Origin of the sequence: Chryseobacterium daecheongense, assembly GCF_003729955.1 — a bacterium.
Lineage (GTDB): Bacteria > Bacteroidota > Bacteroidia > Flavobacteriales > Weeksellaceae > Chryseobacterium > Chryseobacterium daecheongense.
On the sequence record NZ_RJTX01000002.1, the window covers coordinates 23,527 to 49,131 of the forward strand.

Here is a 25,605-nt window from a genome sequence, read left to right on the forward strand (position 1 = left end):
ATTAAAGAGGTTCCTCATCTTCTTCATCTGCGGCTGAGGAACCTTCCCAATTTTTATTTTCAAAATTAAGATTATCGTAAGCCAATAATTCCTCCTCACGCTGGAGGATTTCTTTTGTGGTAAACAACAGGATTTCATCGTCGTTATCTTTAGTTTTGGCCAATTTTCTAATGGAAGCCTTATCTATGGCCATAAATCTCTGTCCAAGCCGTCTTGCCGCATATTTCCGCATTCCTGTCTCATGCAGAACGTCAACTGCCATGTCAACTGCAGTTCCCAAAGTTTCCCGGTACACATTATTGATCCCATTGTTGAGGTGACCATACGCATCAATCCTATTTTTTGCCCTCACGAAGATTTTTACATTTGGGTAGTGTTCACGAACCAGATCCGCAATAAATTTATTATCGTCCGGATCATCCAGGCAGAGTACCAAAATTTCAGCATCTTCAATTCCTGCTGCTCTTAAAATAGGAATTCTGGTGGCATCACCATAATATACTTTAAAGCCATAGCTTCTCAATAGTTTTACCCGATCAGAATCTCTATCCAAAACAGTGGCAGAAACTTTATTGGCTCTTAAGAGACGTCCGACCGTACTTCCAAAATGCCCGAAACCCACAATGATAATTTTCTTTTGACTGACAGTGCTATCCAGAATATTAAAATCATGTTCTTCGTCCGGAATATCCTTAATAAATCTTGGAGTAAGAATTTTGTCATTAATGATCAGCAGGAAAGGGGTGATGCACATGGTAATGGCTGTTACTGCCATCATCTGCGCATTCAATTCTGGGCTTAAAAGATAAAGATTGGAAGCGTAATTAATGAGCACAAAGGCAAATTCTCCTACTTGCGAAAGAGCAAATGCATAAAATAAGCTTTGTGGAGTATCAATCCGGAAAAACTTTCCAATCGCAAATAAAACGATGAATTTTATCAGTAAAACAGCAAAAACGGTAGTGAAAATAAATACCGGATCTTTCTGAATGACATTGAAATTCATAGTGGAACCAACACTTACAAAAAATACCGCTAATAATAAGCCTTTAAAAGGATCAATCTGAGCTTCCAGTTCATGCCGGAATTCACTGTTAGCCAACATTACTCCGGCCAGGAATGCTCCTAAAGCCGGGGATAATCCGATCACGGTCATTAATTCTGATACTCCGATCACTAAAAAAAGGGAAGAGGCCGTTAATAATTCGGTCATCCCTGATTTTGAAACATATCTTAAAAACGGGACAAAAACGTAACGCCCCAGTAAAATTAAAAGTACAACTCCCAGAATTACCGTTAAGGCCTGCAACCATTCGGGAAGAGTCTGGATCAGCACCTGTATTTCGTTATCGTGATGTCTTGCTTTATAATTGGCGACAATAGGTAAGATAGCAAGAATCGGGATTACTGCAATATCCTGAAATAGTAGAGTGGAAAAAGAGGCTTCACCGGCTGTTGTTTTCAGATAATTTTTTTCCTGCAATGTCTGTAAAACAATAGCTGTAGAAGATAATGCGAAACACATGGCAACGGCAACAGCTTTATCAAGCCTCCATCCGGCTGTTATAAAAACAAGGAAAAGCAATGCAATGGTAAAAAGCATTTGAGTAAGCCCAAGCCCCACAATCTTTTTCCGCATTTCCCAGAACTTTCGGGGCTCCAGCTCTAACCCGACCAGGAATAAAAGCATGATCACTCCAAATTCACTGGCATGCATAATATCGTTAACATCTTTTCCGGTAAGCCTGAGAACATAAGGACCTATAATGATTCCTCCTGCAATATAGCCGATAACGGAACTTAGCCCGAATTTCCTTGCCAGCGGAACCATAATGATGGCAACGCCCAGGAAAAGTAATGTATTCATGGCTAAAGTAGACTCCATATTCTATTGGTTCAGGATTTCCATAAATTCCTGCTTATGTTTGATGATTTCTTTTTTGGTAAGCTTATTGGCTTCGTATACTACTTTGACTAGTTTAATATCTGCTTTGAAAACCCGTAAAGAAACAATTAATCCACTGATGAGTTCTTCAATGGTGTATTGATAGGTTCCGGTTTTGCTGAAAGACCTTTCTTTTCCTCCGGTGGTAACCAGAATATAAACTTCTTTTCCTTCTAACGGATTATATTCTCCTTCTTTCAGCCAATCCCTGTCAAAAACCTCATCAATCCATAATCTTAATAAAGGAGGCATCCCGAACCAGATGATGGGGAATTGGAAAATAAAGCGGTCATAATTTTTAAGGCGTTTTCGCTCTCTGAAAGCCGCAATATGAAAGTCAGGGTATTCTTCATACAGATCTCTGAGCGTGTAGTGTTGATGACGAACATAGAAATTGATAAGTTCTACATTCGAATTGGAGTGTTCCAGATAAGGATGTGCAAAAATTACCAACGTCTTTTTCATGAAACCTGTTTTCAGTAAAATTAATGAAATTTTACTGGATAAACTATAGAATATAAGGGTTTATTGATTTTTTAATATTGAAAACGTAAAAAAGTAGATGTATTTTAGATTTATTAATAAAAAAATCGGCCAAAAAAACTGACCGACTCTATTATTTTAATATTTTCTTTACCATCCTCCGGATGCTCCACCGCCGCCAAAACTTCCGCCTCCGCCAAATCCACCGAATCCGCCACCACCACCGGAGCTTCCTCCACCAAATCCACCACCGCCAAAGCTGCCAGGGAATGGGAAGAATCCACCAGGATAATTTCTGCGGCCTCTTCGGGTGATGATCACATCATCATCGTCATTAAATCCGCCGCCTCCGCCGCCACCTTTATTTTTGATGATAATAATCAGAATAATAAAAATAACGAATGCAATGATCATAATGGTTAAAACACCTGATCCATCGCCGGAATCATTACTTTGAGTAACCAGAGGCTTAAACTTACCCTGAACGGTTTCCATAATGGCAGAAGTACCTCGATTGATTCCTTCATACCAAAGGCCCTGTTTAAAATTGGGGGCTACAATATAATCTATGATTTGTCCTGCAACTGAGGCTGTTAGATGCTTTTCCACAGCTCTTCCTTGCTGAATAGCCATTTCTCTGTCTTCTGTAGCAATAAGAAATACCACTCCATTATCAACTCCTTTTTGTCCTATTCCCCATTTTTCACCAAACATAGTCGCTAGAAAATTGATGTCTTCTCCTTTGGTAGATGGAATAATAATGACTTCAATTTCCGTTGAGGTAGAATCCGAAAATTTAATAAGCTTATCATTAAGCTGATCCTTTTCCTGCTGGGTCAATAATCCGGCCTCATCATAGACAGGATAAAGAATCTTCGGTTTTTCAGGAATAGTATATTGTGCTGATACAATACTGTATAAGCAGATCAATAAAAATGAAAATACTATTTTAAGAGAACGTAATTTCATTAGGAAGTTCGTTGTGGTTTTCCCCTTCTACAGGAAAATGTTTTTTAAGTTCGAGACCTGTTTCCAGGATGGCACTTTTCAAAGCCTTGTAATAATTTCCTTTGGAAAATTCTGAGGTGATATAGTCGTGCAAACGATCCCAGTAAGATTGATGCACTTTTTCATGAATTCCGGTATCCCCAATAATGGTAAGATATTTTTGTTCAAAATTCACATGAAAGAGCACAGCATTCCTTTCGGCAGTTTTATTCATACATAGCTTTTTGAAAACTTCAAATGCGGTTTGTGCGTTTTGAGTCTCCGTATTCGAGTCTATATGCACTCGTATTTCGCCTGTAGAATGTTCTTCTGCTGACTGAATAGCTTCCACAAGGGAAGCTATTTGTTGATCTGTTAGAAATTGGTTCATTATTCCGAGAAAACTTCAGGGGCTTTGTTGGCTCCTGCATCAGCTTTGAATAAAGGTTTTTCTTTAAAGTTGGTAAAGTTGGCCAAAATATTATTCGGGAACTGCTTGATGGAAGTATTGTAATCCTTCACAGCATTGTTATAATACACAGTTTCCGTTCTGATACTGTTTTCGATAGCAATGTATTCTCTTTGGAAGTTAATATACTGCTGGTCAGCTTTTAAGTTAGGATATTGTTCCACCACAGCCATCAATCTGCTTAAAGCACCCGTAAGTTCTCCTTGTGCAGCCTGGAATTTAGCCATATCTGCTTCAGTCATATTGGTAGGGTCAATGTTGATGGAAGTTGCTTTAGAACGTGCCTCAACAACTTTTGTCAATGTTTCCTGCTCAAATTTTGAATATGATTTTACCGTTCTTTCCAGGTTCGGGATCAGATTAGCTCTTTTCTGGTATACGGTCTCTACATTAGACCATTTTGCGTTTACCCCTTGTTCTTGGGCTACGAAATTATTATACCCGTTTTTACCCCAGAAAAATATGATGGCAACAATAATAAGAAGAGCGATACCTATAGTTCCTGCGCTCAGACAGCCTTTGTTTCTCATAGTTTATTTTTTTTAAATTTTTGTGCTAACCAAATATACAAATTATGTGCTAATTTTGTGAAAAATTATTTTAATGGTAACAATAGTGGTGGCAATGGGAGAGAAAAATGAAATTGGTTCAAACAATCAGCTTCTCTGGCATCTTCCGAAAGATTTAAAACATTTTAAAGATCTCACTTCGGGACATCCGGTGATCATGGGTAGAAAAACCTATGAAAGTATAGGGAAACCTCTTCCGAATCGTACCAATATTGTTATTTCAAGACAGAAAGACTGGTTTGAAGAAGGCATCCTGATCGTAGGAAGTATTAAAGAGGCCGTGAAATTCGCTAGAAAAATCGATGAAGAAGTGTTTATCATTGGCGGTGGAAACATCTATGAACAGACGATGGATATTACGGATAAGCTGGAAGTCACTTTAGTAAAAGCGGATTTGGAAGCAGATACGTTTTTTCCTGAAATCGATAATAAAATCTGGATGAAGACACAGGAAGTTTGCCATGAGAAGGATGAGAAAAACCCTTATGATTTCTGCTTTCAGACCTATGAAAAAATCAAGAGCGAATAGCTGTTAAAATCTAATATGTAACCTCTAGCTTCTAACCTCTAAATTTTTTATCTTTGCACTTCTAAATTGTAATAATGAACAAGTATATAAAAATTGTAGTTGCGGCACTTCTTATTCTTACCGGAACCTACATGATGTTTTTTACCAGAAACCTGGGTTGGGGAGTTGTAATTTTCCTTCTGGCTGCAATCCCTATTTTTCTTTTCTTCAAAAATGAAAATATCCTTTTGGCATTTTGGCAGCTAAGAAAACAGAATATGGAAAAAGCTTCCAAGTTTTTGAATAATATTACCAATTACCAATCTCAGCTTCATAAATCCCAATATGGTTATTACCACTATCTTCAGGGATTAACTTTAGCTCAGGAGCATCCTACGAAAGTGGAACCTTTGATGAGAAAAGCTTTGGAGTATGGATTGAATATGAAGCACGACAGAGCAATGGCTACTTTAAATCTGGCTGCTGCAGCTATTTCCAAAGGAAGAAAGCAGGAAGGGCAGAAATTACTGGAGGAAGCCAAAAGATTAGACAGTGCTGGAATGATGACAGATCAGATCAAAATGATGAAGGACCAGTTGAAAATGCCTTCCATGCAAAAGCATATGCACAACCCGAATATGAGACAAAGAGGAAAATTCTTCTAAGCCAAATAAAATATAAGCACCTCTGAAAAGGTGCTTTTTTATGTTTTAAAATTAAGATTACATTTCCGAATTATTTTCGTATCCATAGAACTTAGGCATTTGCCAATGGTATTTTACGGCCAATGTTCTTATCGCAACAATCAATAAAATAGTGAATACCTGAACAATGGTATAGGAAAGAGAGGTGAATTTCGTCATCAATAAAAATACAGACCCTCCCACAATACAAGCGGTAGCGTAGATTTCTTTCCTAAAGATCAATGGGATCCTGTTGAGCAGAATATCCCGGATAATTCCTCCAAAACACCCAGTAATGGTTCCTAATGCAATACATATCAAAGGATGGATATCCGCATTAAGCCCTTTCTGAACCCCAATAATGGTAAAAAGGCCAAGCCCGAAGCTGTCAAAAATAAACAGGGTAACCTTAAAGTTTTTTTCCATGGATTTAAAGATCATGGAAAATATACTGGTGATCAGAATAACAGCACAGGTTAACAGATCATGCATCCAGAAAACCGGAATATCTAATAATAAGTCTCTCACAGTTCCGCCACCTACAGAAGTTACGAAGGCAATAATAAGCACTCCAAATGGGTCAAGACGTTTTTGCATCGCTGCAAAACTTCCCGACATCGCAAAGGAAATGGTTCCCAGGACTTCTATGGCAAAATTGAACTGTTCGTGCATATAGTAAAAATGATAAATGATAATTGATGAATGATTTCTTCATAAGCAAATTGTCTACTATTCTATCAATTATCATTTATCGCTTATCAATTAGTTTGATTATTTCTCCACTCTTACCGAATCCGGAACCAATAATTCGTATTCTCCTCCGTGGTTGATGATCTCTCTCACAATACTGCTGCTGATGAAAGATTTTCCTGATGAGGTTAAAAGAAATACGGTTTCCAGTTTTTTATGAGCCAATGTTCTGTTGGTATGAGCGATTGCTTTTTCAAATTCAAAGTCGGCGGGATTTCTTAGTCCGCGAATGATGAATTGTGCGTTTTTCTCAAAACAGTAATCTACCGTTAAACCTTCAAAATAATCTACTTCCACATTAGGAAATTCGGCAACGGAATTTTGAATGAACTCCATTCTTTTTTCCAGAGGGAACATATATTTTTTCTGAGAATTCTGCCCGATGGCGATGATCAGTTTATCAAAAAGCGGAGCAGCTCTTTCGATAATATCGTAATGTCCAAGAGTAATGGGGTCAAATGATCCCGGGAAAACAGCAATTTTCATATCCTAGTTGTTTTCGTTTGATTTTTCATAGAACAGCCTTAGATTCTCCATATTCAGGCTACAGTCGTTATTGAGAACATGATTGGAAGAAAGATTTAATATCAAATCATTTCTACCTATAATTTTTGAATTTTTGTAAAGCTTATCAATCGGATGAAATTTAATTTTGCTTTCAAAATTTCCACTTTCATTTTTCCTGATCACTCCTGAAAACAAGACGATGTTATCCAAGTTGATAATTTCAAAGTAATTAGGAACTTTTACACCATCTATCACTACATCATTTTTTTTAATGTAATTAAAGCATTTTTTTTCATCCAGAAATATAGCATCAGTAGAGAAATTAACTTGCTTTGGTTCAAGGGTGTTTTTGGGAAGATCTAGTTTAAGAGTTTCTATACTTTTCTGAGCGAAGGATAGAGCCGGGATCAGCAATATAATAGCAAATATTCTCTTCATTACTTTTGCTTATTAAATGCTTTTTCCACTTCGTTTCCGCAAAGGTCTGTAATAGAAATCCCGTAATGTCTTGCCTGCTGAGGTAAAATACTTGCAGGGGAGAATCCCGGATTGGTATTCATTTCCAGCATGTAGGGAATGCCGTCCATTAAAATATATTCACTGCGTGAAAATCCGCTCATTCCTAAAGAATCGTAAGCTCTTTTGGCAATTTCTTCTACTCTGATCCTTGTTGCATCATCAATTCTTGCAGGAGTAATTTCTTCCGAAGCTCCTTCATATTTAGCTTCATAATCGAAGAATTCATTAGTAGGAACTATTTCGGTAATTCCCAATACAATTGTTTCGCCTTTAAAATCGATAACACCAACGGAAACTTCCATTCCGTCCAGGAAACTTTCAATTAAAATCTCATCATCTTCTTTGAAAGCAACTTCAGTAGCCGCGATCAATTCTGATTTCTCTTTTACTTTTGTAATCCCCAGAGAAGAACCAGATTGGTTCGGTTTTACAAAAAGAGGAAGGTGCAGCTTTTCCACAATCTCATCTACATTAATGTTTTCCCCTTTTCTCAGGTAAATGCTTTTGGCAGAAGGAATTCCATATTTTGATAATACGGCAAGGGTATCTTTTTTATTGAACGTTAATGCACTTTGATAAAAATCACATCCTGTATAGGTTTGTCCAATAGCATCCCAGTATGCCTGCAGAATGCCGTTTTCTCCCGGTGTTCCGTGAATAATATTGAAGCACACATCAAATTTCAATGTTTCATTGTTCTCCAAGGTCACGGAAAAATCTCCTTTGTTAATGGCATATTTCTTATCATTTTCATCTAAAAAATACCATTCATCTTTAAGGATAACCACTTTATATACATTATATAGATTTCTGTCTAAAGAATCATAGATCAATTGACCGCTTTTCAAGGAAACCACATATTCGTCGGAATAGCCTCCCATGACTACGGCAACACTTTTTTTGTTCATAAGCATATAGTATCAATTAAGGCAAATTTAATGAAATTATGTATTGTAATATGGGAAAATCAGAAATTTTAAAATGAAAAATGAAATGTGTTAAATAAAAATCACATTCTAAAATTATTAATTATATTTGCCGTTATAATTAAAGTATTTTTAAGTATGCTTAAATCACTTTTCAATTGGAAAGTTTTACTGAACTTATTAGTAGCCATAGGGGTTTTCGTGGGGTTGGTCTGGCTTACATTTCGTTGGTTGGAATACCATACCAATCATGGCCAGGAAATACCGGTTCCCAATGTTGTTAACAAATCTGTACATGATGCTATCAAAATATTAGATGATGCGGGACTGGAATATGAAGTAGACAGTTTTAAATATGATCCTAAATACAGACCTTTTCAGGTATTGCAGGTGTATCCTTCACCAGGATCACGTGTAAAAGACGGAAGAGCTATTCAATTAAGAGTAAATCCTAAAACCTGGGCTAAAGTTGCTGTTCCGGATATTATCAATAAATATTCAGGATTAGCTTTCCAGAGATTGGATCAGGTGGGATTAAAAGTAGGAGACACTCTTTTTGAACCAAGCATACAGAAAGATGCGGTTCTGAGAGTTTTATTCAAAGGGAATCCTATTAAGCCGGGATCATTATTGCCAAGATTCTCTACCATTGATGTTGTTATCGGTTCAGGTCCTATGAGAAATATCTCTATTCCAAATGTTGTGGGATTAACTGTGAAAGAAGCAAGAGGCGTAATTGCGAGAAGCATGTTTGAAGTAGGATTGGTAGAACATGAAGATGGAGGTAAAGATGAATCTGATATTATTTATTATCAGGATCCTGCCGCAGGCGATGTCCGGGATCAGGGAATGCAGATGGATCTCTGGGCAAGTAAAAAGACTCCGGCCGAACTGCGTGATAAAATAGAACAGTTGAATTCCGTGTACCGTATGAAAGTCGATACTTCTCTGCCTCCGATACGATATGAAGAGGTTCCTGCTCATCCGACGCCGAATTATGAGCAAGCGCCACCTCCGGTAGTTCCAAAACCGGAACCAGCCAAAACGGAAGCTCCAAAAACAACAACCAGCAATACGAAGCCTGCTGCATCAACTTCTACTGCTGCTAAAACTGATAATAAGCCTAAAACCACTGCCACCGGAACTTCGGGAAGCGGTTCCAATACAGGTAGCAATAATAAAACAACAACTACCACTCAACAAACGGCTCCAAAGCCAAAAGCTAAAAAGGTAGTCGTAGAATAATTTGTATTCATGATAAAAATTATGGGCTTCAACTTTCTAATGTTGGAGCCTTTTGTATAAAAATAAGAGTAATGACAGAAGATAATGAAGATTTTTTAGAGGATGGATTATTAGACCCCAACAATCTAGACATTGATGAGGAAAATAAAGGGCTGTATGAACATCTTAATATTACTGTGGACAGCAAGCAGGAACCATTGAGAATTGATAAATTCTTATTGATATACCGCCAGAATTCCTCCAGAAACAAAATCTCACAGACCTGCAGAGCAGGAAATGTGGTTGTTAATGGCATTCCCGTAAAACAGAACTACAGGGTAAAACCGGGAGATCAGATTTCTGTTTTGTTAGCGCATCCTCCAAGAGAAAATGTCATAATTCCACAGGATATTCCTGTCAATATTGTATACGAAGATGATGATCTTGTCGTTATAGATAAAGAAGCCGGAATGGTGGTGCATCCGGGATTTGGGAACTGGGACGGGACATTGGTGAATGCATTGGCGTATCATTTCGAGCAAAACGGGGAAAAATCCGATCTGGACAGAGTAGGGCTTGTTCACCGAATTGACAAGGATACATCGGGACTTCTTGTGGTCGCCAAAAATGAATATGCATTAAGTTTCCTGGCCAAACAATTTTTTGAGAGAACCACGAAAAGATTATACTGGGCTTTTGTGTGGGGAAATATGCAGGAAGATGAAGGAACGATCAGGGGACATATTGGAAGACATCCTAAAAACAGAATGCAAATGTCTGTATACGAAGACGGAAGCCAGGGAAAACATGCGGTTACCCATTATAAGGTGCTGGAAAGGTTTAAATACATGACCTGGGTAGAATGTAAGCTGGAAACGGGAAGGACGCACCAGATCAGGGCTCATTTCAAACACATCGGGCATACTTTGTTTAATGATGAGAGATATGAAGGACATACACCGTTAAGAGGAGTGAATCTGCCAAAATACAAGCAGTTTATAAAGAATGTTTTTGATATTCTGCCCAGACACGCGCTTCATGCCCATACTTTGGGATTTGTGCATCCGACTACGAAGAAAGAATTATATTTTGAGAGCCCAATGCCATCAGATATGGAGGAAGCCGTAAAAAAATGGAGAAAATATTTAGAAAACTAAAAATATATTGAGAATTTTTTTATATTTGTTGAATTGAAATCAAGATTTGTTATGAGAAAACTATATGCTATCGTATGTTTAGCTCTTTTGTCGAATGCATACAAAGCACAAGAATCACTACCATACTATCAGCAATATCTTTTGGATGGTGAGTTCCTGTTCAACCCAGCTCAATACGGAAAAACAGATTACGTACAGCTCAACGCCAACTATCAACAACAATTTTCAAAGTTCAGTGAGTCTCCGAATGTTCAGTCCATAGGGATCAATGCGAACATTTTCGATAGAGTAGGTGCTGGTCTTTCTGTATTCAGAGACAGCAACGGGCCTATTTCTGCGGGAGGGATTACAGCTGGTGCTTCTTATTTCATTCCGTTAAGTAGTGAAGGAGATAGAAAAGATCAGTTCTCTTTCGGTACAAGTGTTAATTTTTACAATATGAATTTTGATTATTCAAAAATTAATACTGAAGACGGATACGATCCTTTATTACAAGGAAATGAAAGTAATATTTTTATGGTATATGCGAACTTCGGTTTAGCAGCAACATATAGAAATATTTTCGGAGGAGTTTCTGTTAATGATATTGCGTTAAGTAACGATGAGTCTATTGTTAACAACTACGAACCATCTCCAATCAAGTTTTTCTTAAATTTAGGATATAACTGGCATTTGGCAGATAATATTGCTTTAACGCCTTCATTGTTAATCAACTTAAATACAAACTCAACAAGAATGGTAGATTACAACTTAATGGCTACCTTCTCTAATGAGATCAATTCATTCTCTGCAGGATTAAGCTACAGATCTGTTCAGAACAGATTTGATAACCAACAGCTTCAGATTGCACCAGTAGTAAAAGTGAAATTCAACAAATTCATGATTGGTGCTACTTACAATATTGGACTTTCTGATATTCAGCAATATGGAGGAGACAGCTTCATGATCGGATTAGGTTATGAGTTTGATAACTTCATTAACCACAGAGGATTTAGATATTAATCCATTTAATTTAAATAAATTTGAGCTCTGAATTTTTTCAGAGCTTTTTTTATGATTTATATTCACATCCCATTCTGTAAACAGAAATGCAGCTACTGTAATTTTCACTTTTCAACGTCTTTACAATTTAAAGATGAAATGTTAGCTGCGATCAAAAAAGAAATCTTTCTAAGAAAGGATGAATTGCAGAATAAAACATTACAGTCCTTGTATTTTGGAGGGGGAACTCCTTCTATCCTTTCAGGGGATGAAATCAAAGCGTTAATTGATGAGGTCTTACAATATTTTGACTTTACAAAAGATATAGAAATTACCTTGGAAGCCAATCCGGATGATTTGAATAATCAATTTTTAAAGGCCCTTTCAAACTCGCCGGTCAATCGTTTATCCATAGGAACCCAGAGTTTTTTTGATGAGGATTTAAAGCTGATGAATCGTGCCCATAATGCTTCAGAAGCAGAAGGATCCATAAAAAGAGCACAGGATTTTGGATTTGAAAATCTAAGTATTGACCTGATCTATGGTTCCCCGAGTTCCGGTTTTGAAACCTGGAAAGAAAACCTGAATAAAACAATTGCCTTGCAGGTCCCACATATTTCTTCCTACGCTTTAACAGTTGAACCTAAAACGGCTTTAAATGATTGGATCCAGAAAGGAAAAGTTTCCAATCCAAGAGAAGAAGAACAGAATAAGGAGTTTTATTATTTATCGGATTTCTTAAAAGATAATGGCTTTGAGCATTATGAAATTTCCAATTTTGCCAAACCGGGCTTTTATTCGAAGCATAATTCCGCTTATTGGAAGTATAAGGAATATTTGGGAATTGGTCCTTCTGCACATTCCTATGACGGCAATGAGATCAGAAGCTGGAATGTGGCCAACAACTCACAGTATATTAAAAAAATAAGCTCCAATCTTTTGGCTAAAGAAACAGAAGTCCTTTCACAGGAAGATCAGTTCAATGAAATGATGATGATCGGCCTGAGAACCATTTGGGGAGTAGATTTGAGTCAATTAAAAAGCAAGTTTTCCGAAAAAATACTTGAACATTTCCAAAAAGAGACTCAGTCTAAAATAGAAGAAGGAATTCTGATGGTGGAAAATGATCATCTGAAAATTCCCGAAAAACATTGGTTTATGGCAGATGGAATTGCTTCGGATTTATTCATTGTATAAGCTATTAATGTATATTTGAATTTTAAAATAAAAACTAACTATGAAAATAAAATTATTGTTGTTTCTTTTTGTAGGGATTCTACACTATGCTCAAAAGCCAATTTTTGCTAAGGCCAAAGTAAATACGGTAAATGTTTATAGAAATTCTGCTGAACTACAAAACTTAGCTGTTTTTTCCCTGCCTGCCGGATCATCGGAAGTGGTAATAACTAATATTTCCGACGAAATCCAAGAAAATTCTATACAGGTTAATGTAAATAATAAGAATGTGACCATACTATCAGTTCAATATACAGATAACTATATTTCTGAATATGATACGGATAAAACAAACCCTCGGATCAAAAAAGTGACGGATAGTATAACTCTTGTAGAAGATATCATAGCAAAATCCAATATAGAATTAGAGGCAAATACGAAAACACTTGAGCTTTTAGACAAAAACCAAACTGTTCTGGTTGGTAGCAGTACTTCGAATGTAGCTCAACTTACACAATTAACGGAATATTACAAAAATAAGAGAATAGAGATAAGCAATATTATATCAGCCATCAACAAAAAGAACAGCGAACTGCAAAAAAAACTTAATCGCTTAAAGAGCAGCCTGAAAATAAACTCCGAAATGGAAGAAGCTTCCTCTGACGGGGTTTTGGTTCTGAAAGTAATGAGCAATACAGCTGTAAATCTAAAAGCAGATATCAGCTATATGGCTGAAAATGCCTCCTGGCAACCTTTCTATGAGATAAGAGGAAGTAAGCTTTCGGAACCTTTGGATATGATTTTTAAAGCTAAGGTGACACAAGATACTGGCTTGGATTGGAAAGGAGTGAAATTATCTTTAATCAACGGAAGATCCACCCGCAATAATACAGCTCCAGTTGTTAAGCCATGGTTTTTAGATTCTTACAAGGAAGAAGATAAGGTTGTTATAGCAAGAGGATATAATGGTAGACATGATACTGTTGCTAAAGAACAACGAATTGAAGAAGTAGTAGTTACTGCGGCTGGATTCAGATATGTAGAAAACCAATTTAATATTAGCTTTGATGTAGATGTTCCTTATGATGTTTTATCGAATGGACAGGATCACTTTATTAATCTTAAACAAGAGAAAGTTCCTGCAACTTATAAGTATTTTACAGCTCCGAAATACAGCAGGGATGCATTCCTTATAGCAAAGATAAATGACTTTAATAAATATAATCTGATCTCAGCACCGGCAAATATTATTTTTGAAAACATGTATATTGGAGAAACCAATATTAATCCGAATCAGACTGCAGATGAATTGAATATTACTTTAGGAGATGATAAAAAAGTCAGCATCAGCAAAGAAGTCATTTATGATAAAGGCAATGTGAAACTATTCTCATCCTATCAGGAAAAAACATTTACTTACGATATTATTGTCCGAAATAATAAAAAAGATGCAATAGATATAGAAATTAAAGATCAGTTTCCTTTAAGCAAAGACGAATCTGTGAAAATAGAATTATTGCAAAGTGAAAAAGCACAGGTTGATCAGGAAAAAGGGTATTTAAGCTGGAATGTAAACATCTCTCCTTCAGAAACAAAGAAATTCAGAGTGAGTTATAAGGTGAGATACCCGAAAGATTATTCAATTAGTAATCTTAATTAATTTACAATACTATTCACTATTTTTGTATAAAATTTCAGTTCATTTGAAAACAAAGAAACAAGATTATTCGCATCTTTCGCCCAAACAGCCTATCGGGATTTTTGACAGTGGAGTTGGAGGTTTAACGGTTGCAAAGGAAATAAAAAGACTTCTTCCGAATGAAGATCTTATTTATTTTGGAGATACGAAACACCTTCCTTACGGGGAGAAATCAAAAGAAGCCATCATTGAATATTCTACCAAGATTACCAATTTCTTGTTGGAGCAGAACTGTAAAGCGATTGTTATTGCCTGTAATACAGCCACTGCCAATGCTTTAAATGAAGTGTTGGAATCCGTTTCATGCAGAGTTCCGGTAATTGATGTGATCAATCCGGTTGCAGAGAAAGTAGCCTATGAAATTCATAATAATGTGGGTGTGATTGCTACAAAAGCAACTGTGAATTCAGGATTGTATAAAAAAAGCATTAGAAAGCATAATAAGTTCATTAAAGTAGATGAGCTGGCTACCCCTTTATTGGTACCTGCCATTGAAGAAGGTTTCAAGAACCATCCCATTACCCACGCGATTATTTACAATTATTTAAGCAATACTAAGCTGAAAAATATTGAAACACTAATTCTGGGTTGTACCCATTACCCATTACTGATCGATGAGATCAAGCAATATTACGGAAACCGTGTCCGTGTTATAGACTCGCCGAATATTGTAGCGAACCATTTGAAGATTATCTTAGATAAATATAATCTCTTGAATGACAATAATCCGAAACCGAATTATCATTTTTATCTTTCAGATCTTACCAAGAATTTTGAGAAAATCTCTAAAAAATTCTTTGGTAAAACCATTGATCTGGAATTAAGAGTATTATAAATAAGAGCGGCTTCGTAAGAAGCCGCTCTTATTTTATGAATGAATTAAGCGTAGATATTACGTTTAAACTTCAAGAATCACCTTTTTAGGTTCCAGTCTTTTCTTTGGATTCAGTTTCGGCTGATTGGCATCACTTTCAGACTTCTCCCCAATTGTCACGGCAAATAAGGTCTCGTATTTCTCATTCTTCAAAATATCATCATATTTATCTGTCTCAATGCCTTCCATTGGAGTAGAATCTATTCCCATATCCGCACATGCGGAAAGCAGGACTCCTAGTGACAGGTAAACCTGATGTCCCAGCCAGGCTTTTATTTCAGTCTCTCCTTTTGGCTTTACCATATTTCTATAGTATGTAACGGCTCCTTCAGGGAGATTTTCCTCAATTTGTTTTTCGAAATCAGCCAGGTTTTTGATGACCTGGAAAACAATCAGATGACTGCTGTCTAAAATTTTTTCTTTATTGAAGTAAGAAGCTTCTGCCAATTGTTCTTTAATTTCCGGAGTATTAACGAAAATAAAATTCCATGGCTGGCTGTTGATGGAAGAAGGACTTAAATTCAAAATTTCTTTAAGTTGTTCTACCTGTTCTGTACTAATGGTTCCGTGAGGATTATACTTTTTAACAGTATATCTCGATTGCATTTTTTCTAAAAAGTTCATAAATTTTATACTATCATTTTTATAGTTGCAAAATTAATGTATGTTTAATAACTTTGCAATAACGGTCTAAAATGATAGTATACAATGTTTATAATTGATGATAAACCCTATCCATGCTGTACAAGTGTAACCATGAGATTCATAGGTGGAAAATGGAAAGCCGTGATATTGATTCACCTGGTGGATGGTGCGAAAAGATATAATGAGTTAAGAAAGCTGATTCCCACGATTACGGAAAGGACATTGAGCCTTCAGTTGAAGCAATTGGAAGAAGATAATATTATTGATAGAAAAGTTTTCACAGAAAAGCCGCCATTAATGGTAGAATATGCCTTAACGGATTTTGGAAAAACGCTTCTTCCGGTTTTAAAAGAAATTGCCAATTGGGGAAATGTAGCGGTGGACAGATCAAAAAAAATCAGGAAAAAAGCTTCCTGATTATTCTATTTCTGTATTTTCTTCCTGATTAGGTTTAAAGAAACTGAAACTTACGTTTCCGTACTTTCGGGTATCGGTAAGATTCGGATGTTGTAGTTTTAGCCTGCTTTGATGTTCCAGGATAAAAACGCCATTTTCTTTCAGGTATTTATTGTTCAATACCAGCGAGATCATTTCATGGTATTTCTTCTCTTCCGTTTCAAAAGGAGCATCTGCAAAGACAATTTCAAAAGACTTTTTGTTTCTGAACTTTTTCAGCCAGTCAAAAACATCCCCTCTCTGAACATTGATCTGTAAGGTCATATCCAGACCAGAAGCTGTAGAATTGATGAAAGCTGTATGCTTAGGATTCAGCTCAACAGAAGTGACGTCCGGACATCCCCTCGAAGCAAACTCCAGGGAAATAGATCCAATCCCCGCGAATAAATCCAGCACGGAAATTGATTGCATATCATACGTATTCTCCAGGATACTGAATAAAGCTTCCTTTGCAAAATCCGTAGTAGGTCTTACATCAAAATTCTTTGGAGCGGCTATCTTTTTGGCTTTCCATTTGCCTGAGATGATTCTGTACATATTGTTTAAGGGTTAAATGGTAGGTAATGGGCAGCAGTTTAGAAAACTAATTCCTATGATCTGCGTTCTCCAACCTAATTTAATATGAAGTTCTTTTTCGGAACGTTATCAAATACAATTTTCAGATTCTTTACGAATTTCTGTAATTCGGAGATAAATGTTTCGTTCTCGGTAGTTTCTCCATAAGCATAGAAATGAGTTTCATTGATTCCAAAACCGATCTTGCTTAAAGTGAACATCACAAAATAAAGAAAATCAACTTCCGAATTCACATCGAGGTTATTGTATAAGATCACTTTTTTCTGATCGATCGCAAAGAACTCGCATTGATTGTGATACAGGTTAATATGAATCTCCTTACCGTTTTTGTTGTGGATGGTATTCAAAAACTTTTCACCTGAAAAATTGAATCTTACGGGAACAGCCAATTCCTTTATTTTCTTGTAGAAACTTTTAGGAAAAGTATAATAAAACTGAACCTTGAATTTCTTATTGACGGAAAGCATCAGCTCTTCATTTTCTTTATCAACAGGGGCATTGAAGGCAATCAGATCATATCCGTTTTCATGTTCAGAAAAACCTTCCGGCATCAGTGTAAAGTGATTGAAAGCCGAAATAACAGAAACTTCATCAAACCTTTGCTTGATTAAAACTTCATCCAGCTTATCCGCAATAAAATTTTCCGGAGTTTCCTCTGTAACGAAATAAGACTTTTCTTCCAGAATGCTTTTGTTTTTAGCGATCTGGTAAATTAATCCGTCTTTGGTAAAAAGTAAATTAAGTACGTTCATATTTCAATTGGTGCAAATTTAGTGAAATTCTACCATTACTGCACCTGATTGATGATGAAGTATTTCCTTATTGTAGAAATCAAGACCGGTTTGGCTTTCCAATGTGTCCCATACCAGTTTTTGAAGAGTGCCATCACCGATTCCGTGAACGATTTCAAGTCTTTTCAGATTATTTCTTCTGCAGAATTCCAGAACTTCCAGTAATTTTTCTTTTTGGATGAAAAGTCGTTCAAAACTGTCATAATCATTGGGATTTTTAACCAGGTTATGAAAATGCAGATCTAAAACCAGATGATTTTTCTGATGCTTTTTGGAAACGATTTTCTTTGCTTCCTGCTTTTTTTCTATTCTTATATTTTCATAGAGATCAGCATTTTTAGGGACAAGCTTTTCTTTAGGGTATTGGTAGGTAAATCCAAATTCATCTTTAAAAACCACAATATTTCCTTTGACGGAAGTTACTGTTCCGCCTAAATCTTCATCCACTACAGAAACTTTGTCACCAATCTTCATGTTTTTTATATTATTCTTCTCATTCTGAACGAAGTGAAGAATCTCCACTTCCTATATTGAATTAAATTGAGTCTATTTTCGGTCCCAGTTCAATAATTTCCAGATCCTTTATTTCCGTATCGTCAATCACGAAACGCATCATCGTTCTTATTTTATGCCATCCCTGTTTTCCGCAAGCTCCGGGATTCAGATGAAGAAGCTTGTTTTTGTCATCATACATGGCTTTCAGGATATGAGAGTGTCCGGAAATAAATAATTTGGGAGCCTTTTCTGTAATTTCTTTCTTGGCTAAAGGAGTATATTTTCCGGGGTAGCCACCAATATGGATCATCAGAACTTCCATATTTTCACAAAAAAACCTGTTAACTTCAGGAAACTCAGAACGGATCTTTGCATTGTCGATATTACCGTAAACTCCTTTTAAAGGCTTGATTTTTTCAAGTTGTTCAATAACATCAATACTTCCGAAATCCCCGCAATGCCACACTTCATCTGCTTGTCTGGCATATTCTAAGATCCTGTCGTCAATATAGGAATGAGAATCGGAAAGAAGTAGAACTTTAGTCATTATCTTAAGGTTCTTTCGGTGATGTTTTCGTCATATTTTTCTTTAAATATAGCTACTCTGTCAGGATTCAGTTCACCGTTCTGATTGATCACTCTTTCTTTTAGCAACCATTTGATCAGTTTTTCCATTCCTTTTCTGGAATTCATAACGTTGAATATCTTGGTAAAATCAGATGATTCCACTTTTACTTTTTCGGTAAGAAAATTCAAAACATAAAAATCATCATCAAAGTAACCTTGCGTTTCATTATCCATATACCTATACAGAAGAATCTCTTCATCATCGGCCATACTAAAGAATGAATATTGCGCAACATTGATTTTTTCTGCTTTTAAGATTTGTTTTCCATCAAGGAGAACTTTGTCGTCCTTAATAACAACGTCTTGGGAATAATAAGAATGAAGTCCGAATAGAAGGACAAATAGAGTTAATATTTTTTTAGTCATTTTTTTAATTTGAATTATAATAGCTTTAAATTTGATAAAATAACCATTGAAAATCTATAAAATTTGAAATTGGTCCAAATATACTGAAATAATAGTTTTAGCAATTTCTTATCTTCGCAAAAACCTTACAATAATGAAGCAGAAACTTTCTCTTTTCCTTTTTCTTTTAGCCATTGGTCTGTTCAATGCACAGGTTGAAGAAAAAAAACTGGATGAACTCATTCAAAACACCTTAAAAGCCTTTGATGTTCCCGGAATGTCCGTAGGAATCATTAAAGATGGTAAATTAATCTATTCCAAAGGCTTTGGAGTACGTTCTTTAACATCAAAACAACCTATGGATGAAAATACATTGGTCGGAATTGCATCCAATTCAAAAGGCTTTACCTGTACCGCTCTGGCTATTTTAGCAGATGAAGGAAAGCTGAACTGGGAAGATAAAGTTTCCAAATATATTCCTGAATTCCAGATGTATGATCCTTATGTTTCCCAAAATGTTACGATCAAAGATTTAGTGACTCACAGAGCAGGATTAGGTCTTGGACAGGGAGATTTAATGTTCTTTCCGGAAGGAGGAAGTTTAACGGTCAATGATATTGTTCACAATGTAAGATATTTGAAACCGGAAAACCCTTTCAGAACCACACTGGATTACAATAACATTATGTTCATTGTAGCGGGGGAGGTGATCCATAGAGTTTCCGGATTAAGCTGGGCGGAATTTATCGAGCAGAGAATCATGAAACCGGTAGGAATGACTTCAAGTTTCGGAAGCTATAACAGAGCGAAAGCCGTAACCAATAAAATTGATGCACATGCTCCGGTAAACGGGAAGGCAATAGCAGTTCCTCACGATTGGAATGAAACAGGTAATGCAGCAGGAGGAATTATGAGTAATATCAAAGATATGACAACCTGGGCAGAATGTTTGCTGAATAATTTCACCACAAAAGACGGTAAGAAATTAGTTTCCGATAAACAAATACAACAGCTTTGGAGTTTGCAGATCCCAAGCGGTGTTGCTGCAAAAAATCCGTATGACACCAGTTTTTACGGGTATGGTTTAGGTTGGTTTTTAAGTGATGTGAAAGGGCATAAGCAAATTCAGCATACAGGAGGTTTAATTGGAACTGTTACCCAGTTTACGTTGATCCCGGATTTGAAATTAGGCATTGTTGTATTAACTAATCAACAGTCGGGAGCTGCGTTCAATACCATTACCAATACGGTGAAAGATTCGTATTTAGGAATAGCAGACAGAAACTGGTTGAAAACCTATGGTGATAGAATATCAAAGATGAATGCAGAATTTGAAAAGCAAAAGAAAGAAGCCTTTGCCAAATCCGATGCATTTAAAAAAGAAAAGAACTTACAGCCTAAAGCGGAACAATTTGCAGGAACATATAATGATATCTGGTTTGGAGATGTGGAGATATCACAACAAGGAAGTGTATATAGAATCGCATGTAAAAATTCGCCACGATTAAAGGGAGAATTGTTGCCTTTTTCCAATAATAGCTTTATTGTAAAATGGGATGACAGAAGTTATGATGCCGATGCCTATATTATTTTCAGTTATGATGAAACCGGAAAAGCCCAGTCGGCAAAAATGAAACCTATTTCTGATGTTACAGACTTCAGTTTTGATTTTGAGGATCTTGATCTGAAAAGAAAATAATCATATATAGAATAGGTTTAGCCTATTTAAAATATAAAAGCTTCAAGATATTTTGAAGCTTTTTATTTTGCAATAAACATGATCGTAATACACACTATATTCAGCAATAAACTTAATGAGATAAGAGAAATAAGTCCGGATTGAAGTTTCACCAGTTTCCATGAATTATAGAAGAATAAAGCAATAGTAATTAAAATCAATGGGATGGTTACCATTTCGGCAACTATATTAATAGCTTGAATTTCATCCATTGAAGTGGAATAATACACCAAAAATAGGATATAAAGCAAACAGATCATGCTTGCGATGAAAATGATCAGATTGGCTTTATTTTTCATAATGGTTAGTTTTAAATCTTCCCTGGCTCATAAAAGAATAAAAGTTTCTTTTTGGCCCCGTCAAATTCAGACCACGAGTTGCAATCTATTTCAAACCCGGCAACTCCACAGGTTGGAAAGTGGAAAATATCATTTGAGATGGAATTGGCAAAATTGGAAATTCCATTATTATGCGAGAAAAATGCTACTGAATTGTGAGAATCATCCAGATCATAAATGACGGAATGAAAATTGTTTTCAGAAGGATTATAAAGTTTCTCATCCGTTCCAATATTGAGCTGGTAAGCCTGATTGAAAATTTTGCAAGTATTTAATGCACGCACAGCGGGACTAGAGACCAGGTAATCTATAGAAATATTGTTGTTTTTCATAAATCTGGACATATTCATGGCTTCCTCCAATCCTTTGTCTGCCAAAGGTCTGTCAAAGTCATCTGTCTCTTCCGGCCAGTCACTCTTTGCATGTCTTACAAGGATGAGTTTCTTCATATTTTCGTTTTTTGGAAGATTAAAATTATAAAAAAAATAATGGAATAAAACATGATTTATAAAAAAAACTACGTTATGAATAAAATCATTAAAATTTATTAAATTTGCAAACTTATGGGACAAATCCTTGCAATAGACTATGGAAAGGCACGTTGTGGTATCGCTGCAACAGATGATATGCAGATTATTGCAAGCGGTTTGGATACGGTGGATACCAAATTGATCATAGAGTTTCTGAAGAAATACTTCAGTGTAAACAAAGTGGAAGCAATAGTGGTGGGACTTCCCACAGATTTGAAAGGAAATATTTCCGAAGTGGAAACTGATATCCTGAAATTCATTGAACAATTTGAAAAAGAATTTCCAGGTATTCCTGTTCACCGCTTTGATGAAAGATTTACATCCAAAATGGCTTCGTTTTTTATCTCCCAAAGTGGGAAAAATAAAAAACAGAGACAGGAAAAAGGATTAATAGATAAAGTAAGTGCAACTATTATATTGCAAAATTTTTTAGAACAAAGAACAAGATGATTTTACCAATAAGAGCCTTTGGAGACCCTGTTTTGAGAAAAGTAGCGAAGGATATAGACAAAGATTATCCCGAACTGCAGGAACTTATCGATAATATGTTCGAGACGATGTATAGTGCCAATGGCATAGGTTTGGCTGCTCCTCAGATCGGACTGGATATTCGACTGTTTGTGGTAGATGTATCTCCTCTGGCAGAAGATGAAGATTATGAGGATATTAAGGATGAATTAGCAGAATTCAAAAAAGTTTTCATCAACGCCAGAATTCTTGAAGAATCCGGTGAAGAATGGAAATTCAATGAAGGATGCCTTTCTATTCCTGATGTAAGAGAAGATGTGAAAAGAAAAAGTACAATCGTGATAGAATATTATGACGAAAATTTTGTGAAGCATACAGAAACTTTTTCCGATATTAGAGCCCGCGTAATTCAACATGAATATGATCATATTGAAGGCATCTTGTTTACTGATCATTTAAGTGCTTTGAAAAAGAAGCTGGTGAAAGGTAAACTGAGCAAAATCTCACAAGGTGATGTAAGCATCAATTACAAAATGAGATTTCCAAAGTAAGTACAACAACAAGAAGTAAAATAATAATACAAGCAAAAGCATAGCTGATTGCTGAAATTTAAAAATAAAATTATGCTGTTAGAAAAAATAATTTCAATTTCTGGAAAGCCAGGACTTTACAAATTAGTTTCTCAATTAAGAAACGGATTTATTATTGAAGATGTTACAACAAAGAAAAAAGTGAGTATCGGAAACTCCAGCCAGGTGAGTTTACTGGATAATATCGCGATGTTTACCTTTGATAAAGAAGTTCCTTTGTTTGAAGTTTTTGAAAATATTGCTAAAAACCACGATTACAAAGAAACGATTTCTCACAAATCTGCTGATGCGGAATTAAAAGAATTCATGACTGCTTCTCTTCCTAACTATGATACGGAAAGAGTATATGCATCAGATATTAAGAAATTGGCTCAATGGTACAATATCCTTCAAAAAGCAGGGTACATTACTCCTGAAAGCTTTGTAAAGGCAGAGCCTGAAACATTAGATCCGGCTCAGGAAGAAGCTGAGGTAACAGAAAAAGCAGCTCCTAAAAAAGCAGCTCCAAAAGCAGAAAAGCCTGCTGCACCAAAAGTAAAGGCAACTTCGGCTGCCAAATCAGCTCCAAAAAGCACACACAGAAAACAAGGGTAATCAATTACCTGAATTAAAAATAAAGCCTTGTTGAGAGTTTTCTTGACAAGGTTTTTCATTTTTTACCCGTAAATTTGTATGACTTTGAATTCCCCATTACCTATGAATACCAAACAGGAAAAACTAGAAGCTTTCGGAAGATTATTAGACATAATGGATGACCTGCGTGAAAAATGTCCGTGGGATCAGAAACAAACCTTACAATCACTTCGCCATTTAACCCTTGAAGAAACGTATGAGCTTTCAGATGCGATTTTGCAGGAAGATTTACAGGAGATCAAAAAAGAGCTGGGTGATGTATTGCTTCATTTGGTTTTCTATGCTAAAATAGGTTCCGAAAAAGAAAGTTTTGATATTGCCGATGTCATCAATTCTTTGAATGAGAAACTGATCTTCAGGCATCCTCATATTTACGGAGATACGGAAGTTAAGGATGAAGAGGAAGTAAAGCAGAATTGGGAAAAATTAAAATTAAAAGAAGGCAACAAATCTATTTTGGGGGGAGTTCCGAAAAGCCTTCCGAGCCTTGTAAAAGCGTATAGAATTCAAGATAAGGTAAAAGGGATAGGATTTGAATTTCATGACGCGGAAGATGCCTGGAAAAAGGTAGATGAGGAAATCAAGGAATTCCATGCGGAAACCGATCTTGATAAAAAAGAGCAGGAATTAGGAGATGTTTTCTTCTCATTGATCAACTATGCAAGAATTTCTGGAATCAACCCGGATTCTGCCTTGGAAAGAACCAATTTGAAATTTATTTCAAGATTTCAAAAAATGGAGAAACTGGCCCAGGAACAGGACCTGAAGTTAGCTGATATGTCTCTGGAAGAAATGGATGTGCTGTGGGAAAAAGCTAAGTTACTTGGATAAAATATGAAGATCAGCAATCCCATTCATCACCGTTTTCAATACCTCATTGAAGTTCAGAAAACAGAAAGGAAATGGCACTTTCCGTTTCTGGCGGCATTGTGTATAGGGAGCTGTCTTTTTATCGGATGGTGCTTGGGAAAGCCTAATTATGGCAGCCTTTCCAGCGTAGGAGCTTTGACGATCTTATACTTTACTTCCGCACCCATTGCCCAGAGGATGATACATCTTGCCGTATGTGCATTGGGAATTGTGTTTTCATTTACAATAAGCCTGTTTTTCAGTTTTAATATTTATCTGGCGGCTTTATCTTTCGGCATCGTTTCATTTTTGGCTCACTCTATTACCTCTTATTTCAGAATACCACCACCCGGAAATTTTTTCTTTATTATGGTTGCGGCCATGGCAAGCACTTTTCAATTTGATCTGGAAATGATTCCCACAAGGGTAGGATTGGTGGCGATGGGGGCTATTTTATCCTGTTCATTGGCATTTTTATACTCTGTGTTTGTCGTAAAAACGGCTATTATAACAGTACCCAGAAGACGGTTTAAGAAAAAGAGATATACCAAAATTATAGAAAGTACCATTATAGGGTTTTTCATGATGCTTACATTGCTGGTAGGACATTTTCTTCAATTTCAAAATACCTATTGGATTTCTATTGCGGCCATTGCTATTATTCAGGGACGCAATTTTGAACATGTACGCCAAAGAAATATGCACAGGATTCTGGGGACCTTTATTGGAATTGGCTTGACATGGCTGATCTTGTTATTCAAACCTGAAAAAATTGTGATGATCCTTATTATTACGATCCTTCAATTCATCATTGAAATGCTGGTGGTAAGAAATTATGGTCTTGCCGTGATCTTCATTACCCCATTAACCATTCTTTTGGTTGAAACAGGGAACGTAATGCATCATGACGTGAAATTATTAATGGAAGCAAGGCTTCTGGATACTATTATTGGCAGTCTGATAGGATTATCTGCCGGATTTTTCCTGCATCATCAGCAGATAATTAATAACTTAGAGAAAAATATCAGATACTCCTATTTTCAGTTTAAAAAATTAAAAAAATAGAT

General features: G+C 36.1%; 32 protein-coding genes. 15 read left to right on the forward strand and 17 right to left on the reverse strand.

The annotated features are described in order from the left end of the window. Position 1: 1 nt before the first annotated feature. From EGI05_RS08395 to EGI05_RS08415, 5 genes are all read right to left on the reverse strand, one after another. Entirely contained in the window at positions 2-1,885 is a 1,884-nt protein-coding gene (locus EGI05_RS08395) for a monovalent cation:proton antiporter-2 (CPA2) family protein (protein ID WP_123262639.1), read from the reverse strand. A 3-nt stretch (positions 1,886-1,888) separates the two neighbouring features. Next, positions 1,889-2,410: an NAD(P)H-dependent oxidoreductase gene (locus tag EGI05_RS08400; RefSeq protein ID WP_123262640.1), complete on the reverse strand. Its 522-nt coding sequence runs from the start codon at positions 2,408-2,410 to the stop codon at positions 1,889-1,891. A 168-nt stretch (positions 2,411-2,578) separates the two neighbouring features. Then, on the reverse strand, positions 2,579-3,397 hold the full coding sequence (locus EGI05_RS08405; RefSeq protein ID WP_123262641.1) for a TPM domain-containing protein: 819 nt from the start codon (positions 3,395-3,397) through the stop codon (positions 2,579-2,581). Continuing rightward, entirely contained in the window at positions 3,378-3,809 is a 432-nt protein-coding gene (locus tag EGI05_RS08410; RefSeq protein WP_123262642.1) for a TPM domain-containing protein, read from the reverse strand. Before EGI05_RS08410 ends, EGI05_RS08405 begins: the two co-directional genes overlap by 20 nt. Further along, positions 3,806-4,414: a LemA family protein gene (locus EGI05_RS08415; protein WP_123262643.1), complete on the reverse strand. Its 609-nt coding sequence runs from the start codon at positions 4,412-4,414 to the stop codon at positions 3,806-3,808. The genes EGI05_RS08410 and EGI05_RS08415 overlap by 4 nt, the downstream gene beginning before the upstream one ends. A gap of 73 nt (positions 4,415-4,487) precedes the next feature. Between EGI05_RS08415 and EGI05_RS08420 the strand changes: the two genes are divergently transcribed. Both EGI05_RS08420 and EGI05_RS08425 read left to right on the forward strand, forming a co-directional pair. Continuing rightward, positions 4,488-4,982 (forward strand): dihydrofolate reductase, encoded by a 495-nt coding sequence (locus tag EGI05_RS08420; RefSeq protein WP_123262644.1) that lies wholly within the window; start codon positions 4,488-4,490, stop codon positions 4,980-4,982. 74 nt (positions 4,983-5,056) lie between these two features. After that, positions 5,057-5,626, forward strand: coding sequence for a tetratricopeptide repeat protein (locus EGI05_RS08425; protein ID WP_123262645.1), 570 nt, complete (start codon positions 5,057-5,059; stop codon positions 5,624-5,626). A gap of 57 nt (positions 5,627-5,683) precedes the next feature. On the opposite strand, the gene EGI05_RS08430 is transcribed toward EGI05_RS08425, so the two are convergent. The 4 genes from EGI05_RS08430 to EGI05_RS08445 form a co-directional block, all read right to left on the reverse strand. Continuing rightward, positions 5,684-6,316, reverse strand: coding sequence for a trimeric intracellular cation channel family protein (locus EGI05_RS08430; protein ID WP_123262646.1), 633 nt, complete (start codon positions 6,314-6,316; stop codon positions 5,684-5,686). A gap of 99 nt (positions 6,317-6,415) precedes the next feature. Next, a complete protein-coding gene (gene coaD / locus EGI05_RS08435; RefSeq protein WP_007844215.1) occupies positions 6,416-6,880 on the reverse strand; it encodes a pantetheine-phosphate adenylyltransferase in 465 nt (154 codons plus the stop codon). A gap of 3 nt (positions 6,881-6,883) precedes the next feature. Then, positions 6,884-7,339, reverse strand: a complete 456-nt coding sequence (locus tag EGI05_RS08440) for a hypothetical protein (RefSeq protein WP_123262647.1) — start codon at positions 7,337-7,339, stop codon at positions 6,884-6,886. Beyond that, entirely contained in the window at positions 7,339-8,328 is a 990-nt protein-coding gene (locus EGI05_RS08445; RefSeq protein ID WP_123263357.1) for a D-alanine--D-alanine ligase, read from the reverse strand. The genes EGI05_RS08440 and EGI05_RS08445 overlap by 1 nt, the downstream gene beginning before the upstream one ends. 156 nt (positions 8,329-8,484) lie before the next feature. Between EGI05_RS08445 and EGI05_RS08450 the strand changes: the two genes are divergently transcribed. The 6 genes from EGI05_RS08450 to murI all read left to right on the forward strand — a co-directional run bounded on the left by EGI05_RS08450 (position 8,485) and on the right by murI (position 15,418). Then, on the forward strand, positions 8,485-9,591 hold the full coding sequence (locus tag EGI05_RS08450) for a PASTA domain-containing protein (RefSeq protein ID WP_123262648.1): 1,107 nt from the start codon (positions 8,485-8,487) through the stop codon (positions 9,589-9,591). Positions 9,592-9,662: 71 nt separating this feature from the next. Then, positions 9,663-10,727, forward strand: coding sequence for an RluA family pseudouridine synthase (locus tag EGI05_RS08455; RefSeq protein ID WP_123262649.1), 1,065 nt, complete (start codon positions 9,663-9,665; stop codon positions 10,725-10,727). A 51-nt stretch (positions 10,728-10,778) separates the two neighbouring features. Further along, positions 10,779-11,729, forward strand: coding sequence for a PorP/SprF family type IX secretion system membrane protein (locus tag EGI05_RS08460; RefSeq protein ID WP_123262650.1), 951 nt, complete (start codon positions 10,779-10,781; stop codon positions 11,727-11,729). Positions 11,730-11,780: 51 nt separating this feature from the next. Continuing rightward, positions 11,781-12,905: a radical SAM family heme chaperone HemW gene (hemW, locus tag EGI05_RS08465; RefSeq protein ID WP_123262651.1), complete on the forward strand. Its 1,125-nt coding sequence runs from the start codon at positions 11,781-11,783 to the stop codon at positions 12,903-12,905. Between the two features lie 40 nt (positions 12,906-12,945). After that, positions 12,946-14,544, forward strand: coding sequence for a DUF4139 domain-containing protein (locus EGI05_RS08470; RefSeq protein WP_123262652.1), 1,599 nt, complete (start codon positions 12,946-12,948; stop codon positions 14,542-14,544). A 43-nt stretch (positions 14,545-14,587) separates the two neighbouring features. Then, positions 14,588-15,418: a glutamate racemase gene (gene murI / locus EGI05_RS08475; protein WP_123263358.1), complete on the forward strand. Its 831-nt coding sequence runs from the start codon at positions 14,588-14,590 to the stop codon at positions 15,416-15,418. Positions 15,419-15,481: 63 nt separating this feature from the next. Here the strand turns inward: murI and EGI05_RS08480 are convergent, their stop codons facing one another. Beyond that, positions 15,482-16,081: a nitroreductase family protein gene (locus EGI05_RS08480; protein WP_123262653.1), complete on the reverse strand. Its 600-nt coding sequence runs from the start codon at positions 16,079-16,081 to the stop codon at positions 15,482-15,484. 84 nt (positions 16,082-16,165) lie between these two features. Between EGI05_RS08480 and EGI05_RS08485 the strand changes: the two genes are divergently transcribed. Continuing rightward, a complete protein-coding gene (locus tag EGI05_RS08485; protein ID WP_123262654.1) occupies positions 16,166-16,519 on the forward strand; it encodes a winged helix-turn-helix transcriptional regulator in 354 nt (117 codons plus the stop codon). Here EGI05_RS08485 and EGI05_RS08490 read toward each other — a convergent pair whose 3' ends face one another. The 5 genes from EGI05_RS08490 to EGI05_RS08510 all read right to left on the reverse strand — a co-directional run bounded on the left by EGI05_RS08490 (position 16,520) and on the right by EGI05_RS08510 (position 19,413). After that, positions 16,520-17,095 carry an RsmD family RNA methyltransferase gene (locus EGI05_RS08490; RefSeq protein ID WP_123262655.1) on the reverse strand — a complete coding sequence of 192 codons (576 nt, stop codon included), beginning with the start codon at positions 17,093-17,095 and terminating at the stop codon, positions 16,520-16,522. Positions 17,096-17,169: 74 nt separating this feature from the next. Next, entirely contained in the window at positions 17,170-17,886 is a 717-nt protein-coding gene (locus tag EGI05_RS08495; protein ID WP_123262656.1) for a DUF3822 family protein, read from the reverse strand. An 18-nt stretch (positions 17,887-17,904) separates the two neighbouring features. Then, positions 17,905-18,399 (reverse strand): Smr/MutS family protein, encoded by a 495-nt coding sequence (locus EGI05_RS08500; RefSeq protein WP_123262657.1) that lies wholly within the window; start codon positions 18,397-18,399, stop codon positions 17,905-17,907. A gap of 61 nt (positions 18,400-18,460) precedes the next feature. Further along, positions 18,461-18,967, reverse strand: coding sequence for a metallophosphoesterase family protein (locus EGI05_RS08505; RefSeq protein ID WP_123262658.1), 507 nt, complete (start codon positions 18,965-18,967; stop codon positions 18,461-18,463). Beyond that, on the reverse strand, positions 18,967-19,413 hold the full coding sequence (locus tag EGI05_RS08510; RefSeq protein WP_123262659.1) for a hypothetical protein: 447 nt from the start codon (positions 19,411-19,413) through the stop codon (positions 18,967-18,969). Before EGI05_RS08510 ends, EGI05_RS08505 begins: the two co-directional genes overlap by 1 nt. A 133-nt stretch (positions 19,414-19,546) precedes the next feature. Here EGI05_RS08510 and EGI05_RS08515 point away from each other — a divergent pair, with 133 nt between their 5' ends. Then, complete coding sequence (locus EGI05_RS08515) at positions 19,547-21,091, forward strand: serine hydrolase (protein WP_123262660.1); 1,545 nt, start codon at positions 19,547-19,549, stop codon at positions 21,089-21,091. Between the two features lie 62 nt (positions 21,092-21,153). On the opposite strand, the gene EGI05_RS08520 is transcribed toward EGI05_RS08515, so the two are convergent. Together EGI05_RS08520 and EGI05_RS08525 are read right to left on the reverse strand one after the other, a co-directional pair. Continuing rightward, positions 21,154-21,429 (reverse strand): hypothetical protein, encoded by a 276-nt coding sequence (locus EGI05_RS08520; protein WP_123262661.1) that lies wholly within the window; start codon positions 21,427-21,429, stop codon positions 21,154-21,156. An 11-nt stretch (positions 21,430-21,440) separates the two neighbouring features. Then, positions 21,441-21,917 (reverse strand): SixA phosphatase family protein, encoded by a 477-nt coding sequence (locus tag EGI05_RS08525; RefSeq protein ID WP_123263359.1) that lies wholly within the window; start codon positions 21,915-21,917, stop codon positions 21,441-21,443. 114 nt (positions 21,918-22,031) lie between these two features. Here EGI05_RS08525 and ruvX point away from each other — a divergent pair, with 114 nt between their 5' ends. The 5 genes from ruvX (at position 22,032) to EGI05_RS08550 (ending at position 25,603) form a co-directional block, all read left to right on the forward strand. Then, positions 22,032-22,448: a Holliday junction resolvase RuvX gene (ruvX, locus tag EGI05_RS08530; RefSeq protein WP_123262662.1), complete on the forward strand. Its 417-nt coding sequence runs from the start codon at positions 22,032-22,034 to the stop codon at positions 22,446-22,448. After that, positions 22,445-23,017 (forward strand): peptide deformylase, encoded by a 573-nt coding sequence (gene def / locus EGI05_RS08535; RefSeq protein ID WP_123262663.1) that lies wholly within the window; start codon positions 22,445-22,447, stop codon positions 23,015-23,017. Before ruvX ends, def begins: the two co-directional genes overlap by 4 nt. Positions 23,018-23,089: 72 nt before the next feature. Continuing rightward, positions 23,090-23,650 carry a DUF5606 family protein gene (locus tag EGI05_RS08540; protein ID WP_123262664.1) on the forward strand — a complete coding sequence of 187 codons (561 nt, stop codon included), beginning with the start codon at positions 23,090-23,092 and terminating at the stop codon, positions 23,648-23,650. Positions 23,651-23,752: 102 nt separating this feature from the next. Next, the gene (gene mazG, locus EGI05_RS08545; protein ID WP_123263360.1) at positions 23,753-24,520 is read left to right on the forward strand and encodes a nucleoside triphosphate pyrophosphohydrolase; all 768 of its coding nucleotides are present in this window, start codon (positions 23,753-23,755) and stop codon (positions 24,518-24,520) included. A 3-nt stretch (positions 24,521-24,523) separates the two neighbouring features. Then, positions 24,524-25,603 (forward strand): FUSC family protein, encoded by a 1,080-nt coding sequence (locus EGI05_RS08550; RefSeq protein WP_123262665.1) that lies wholly within the window; start codon positions 24,524-24,526, stop codon positions 25,601-25,603. Positions 25,604-25,605 lie beyond the last annotated feature (2 nt).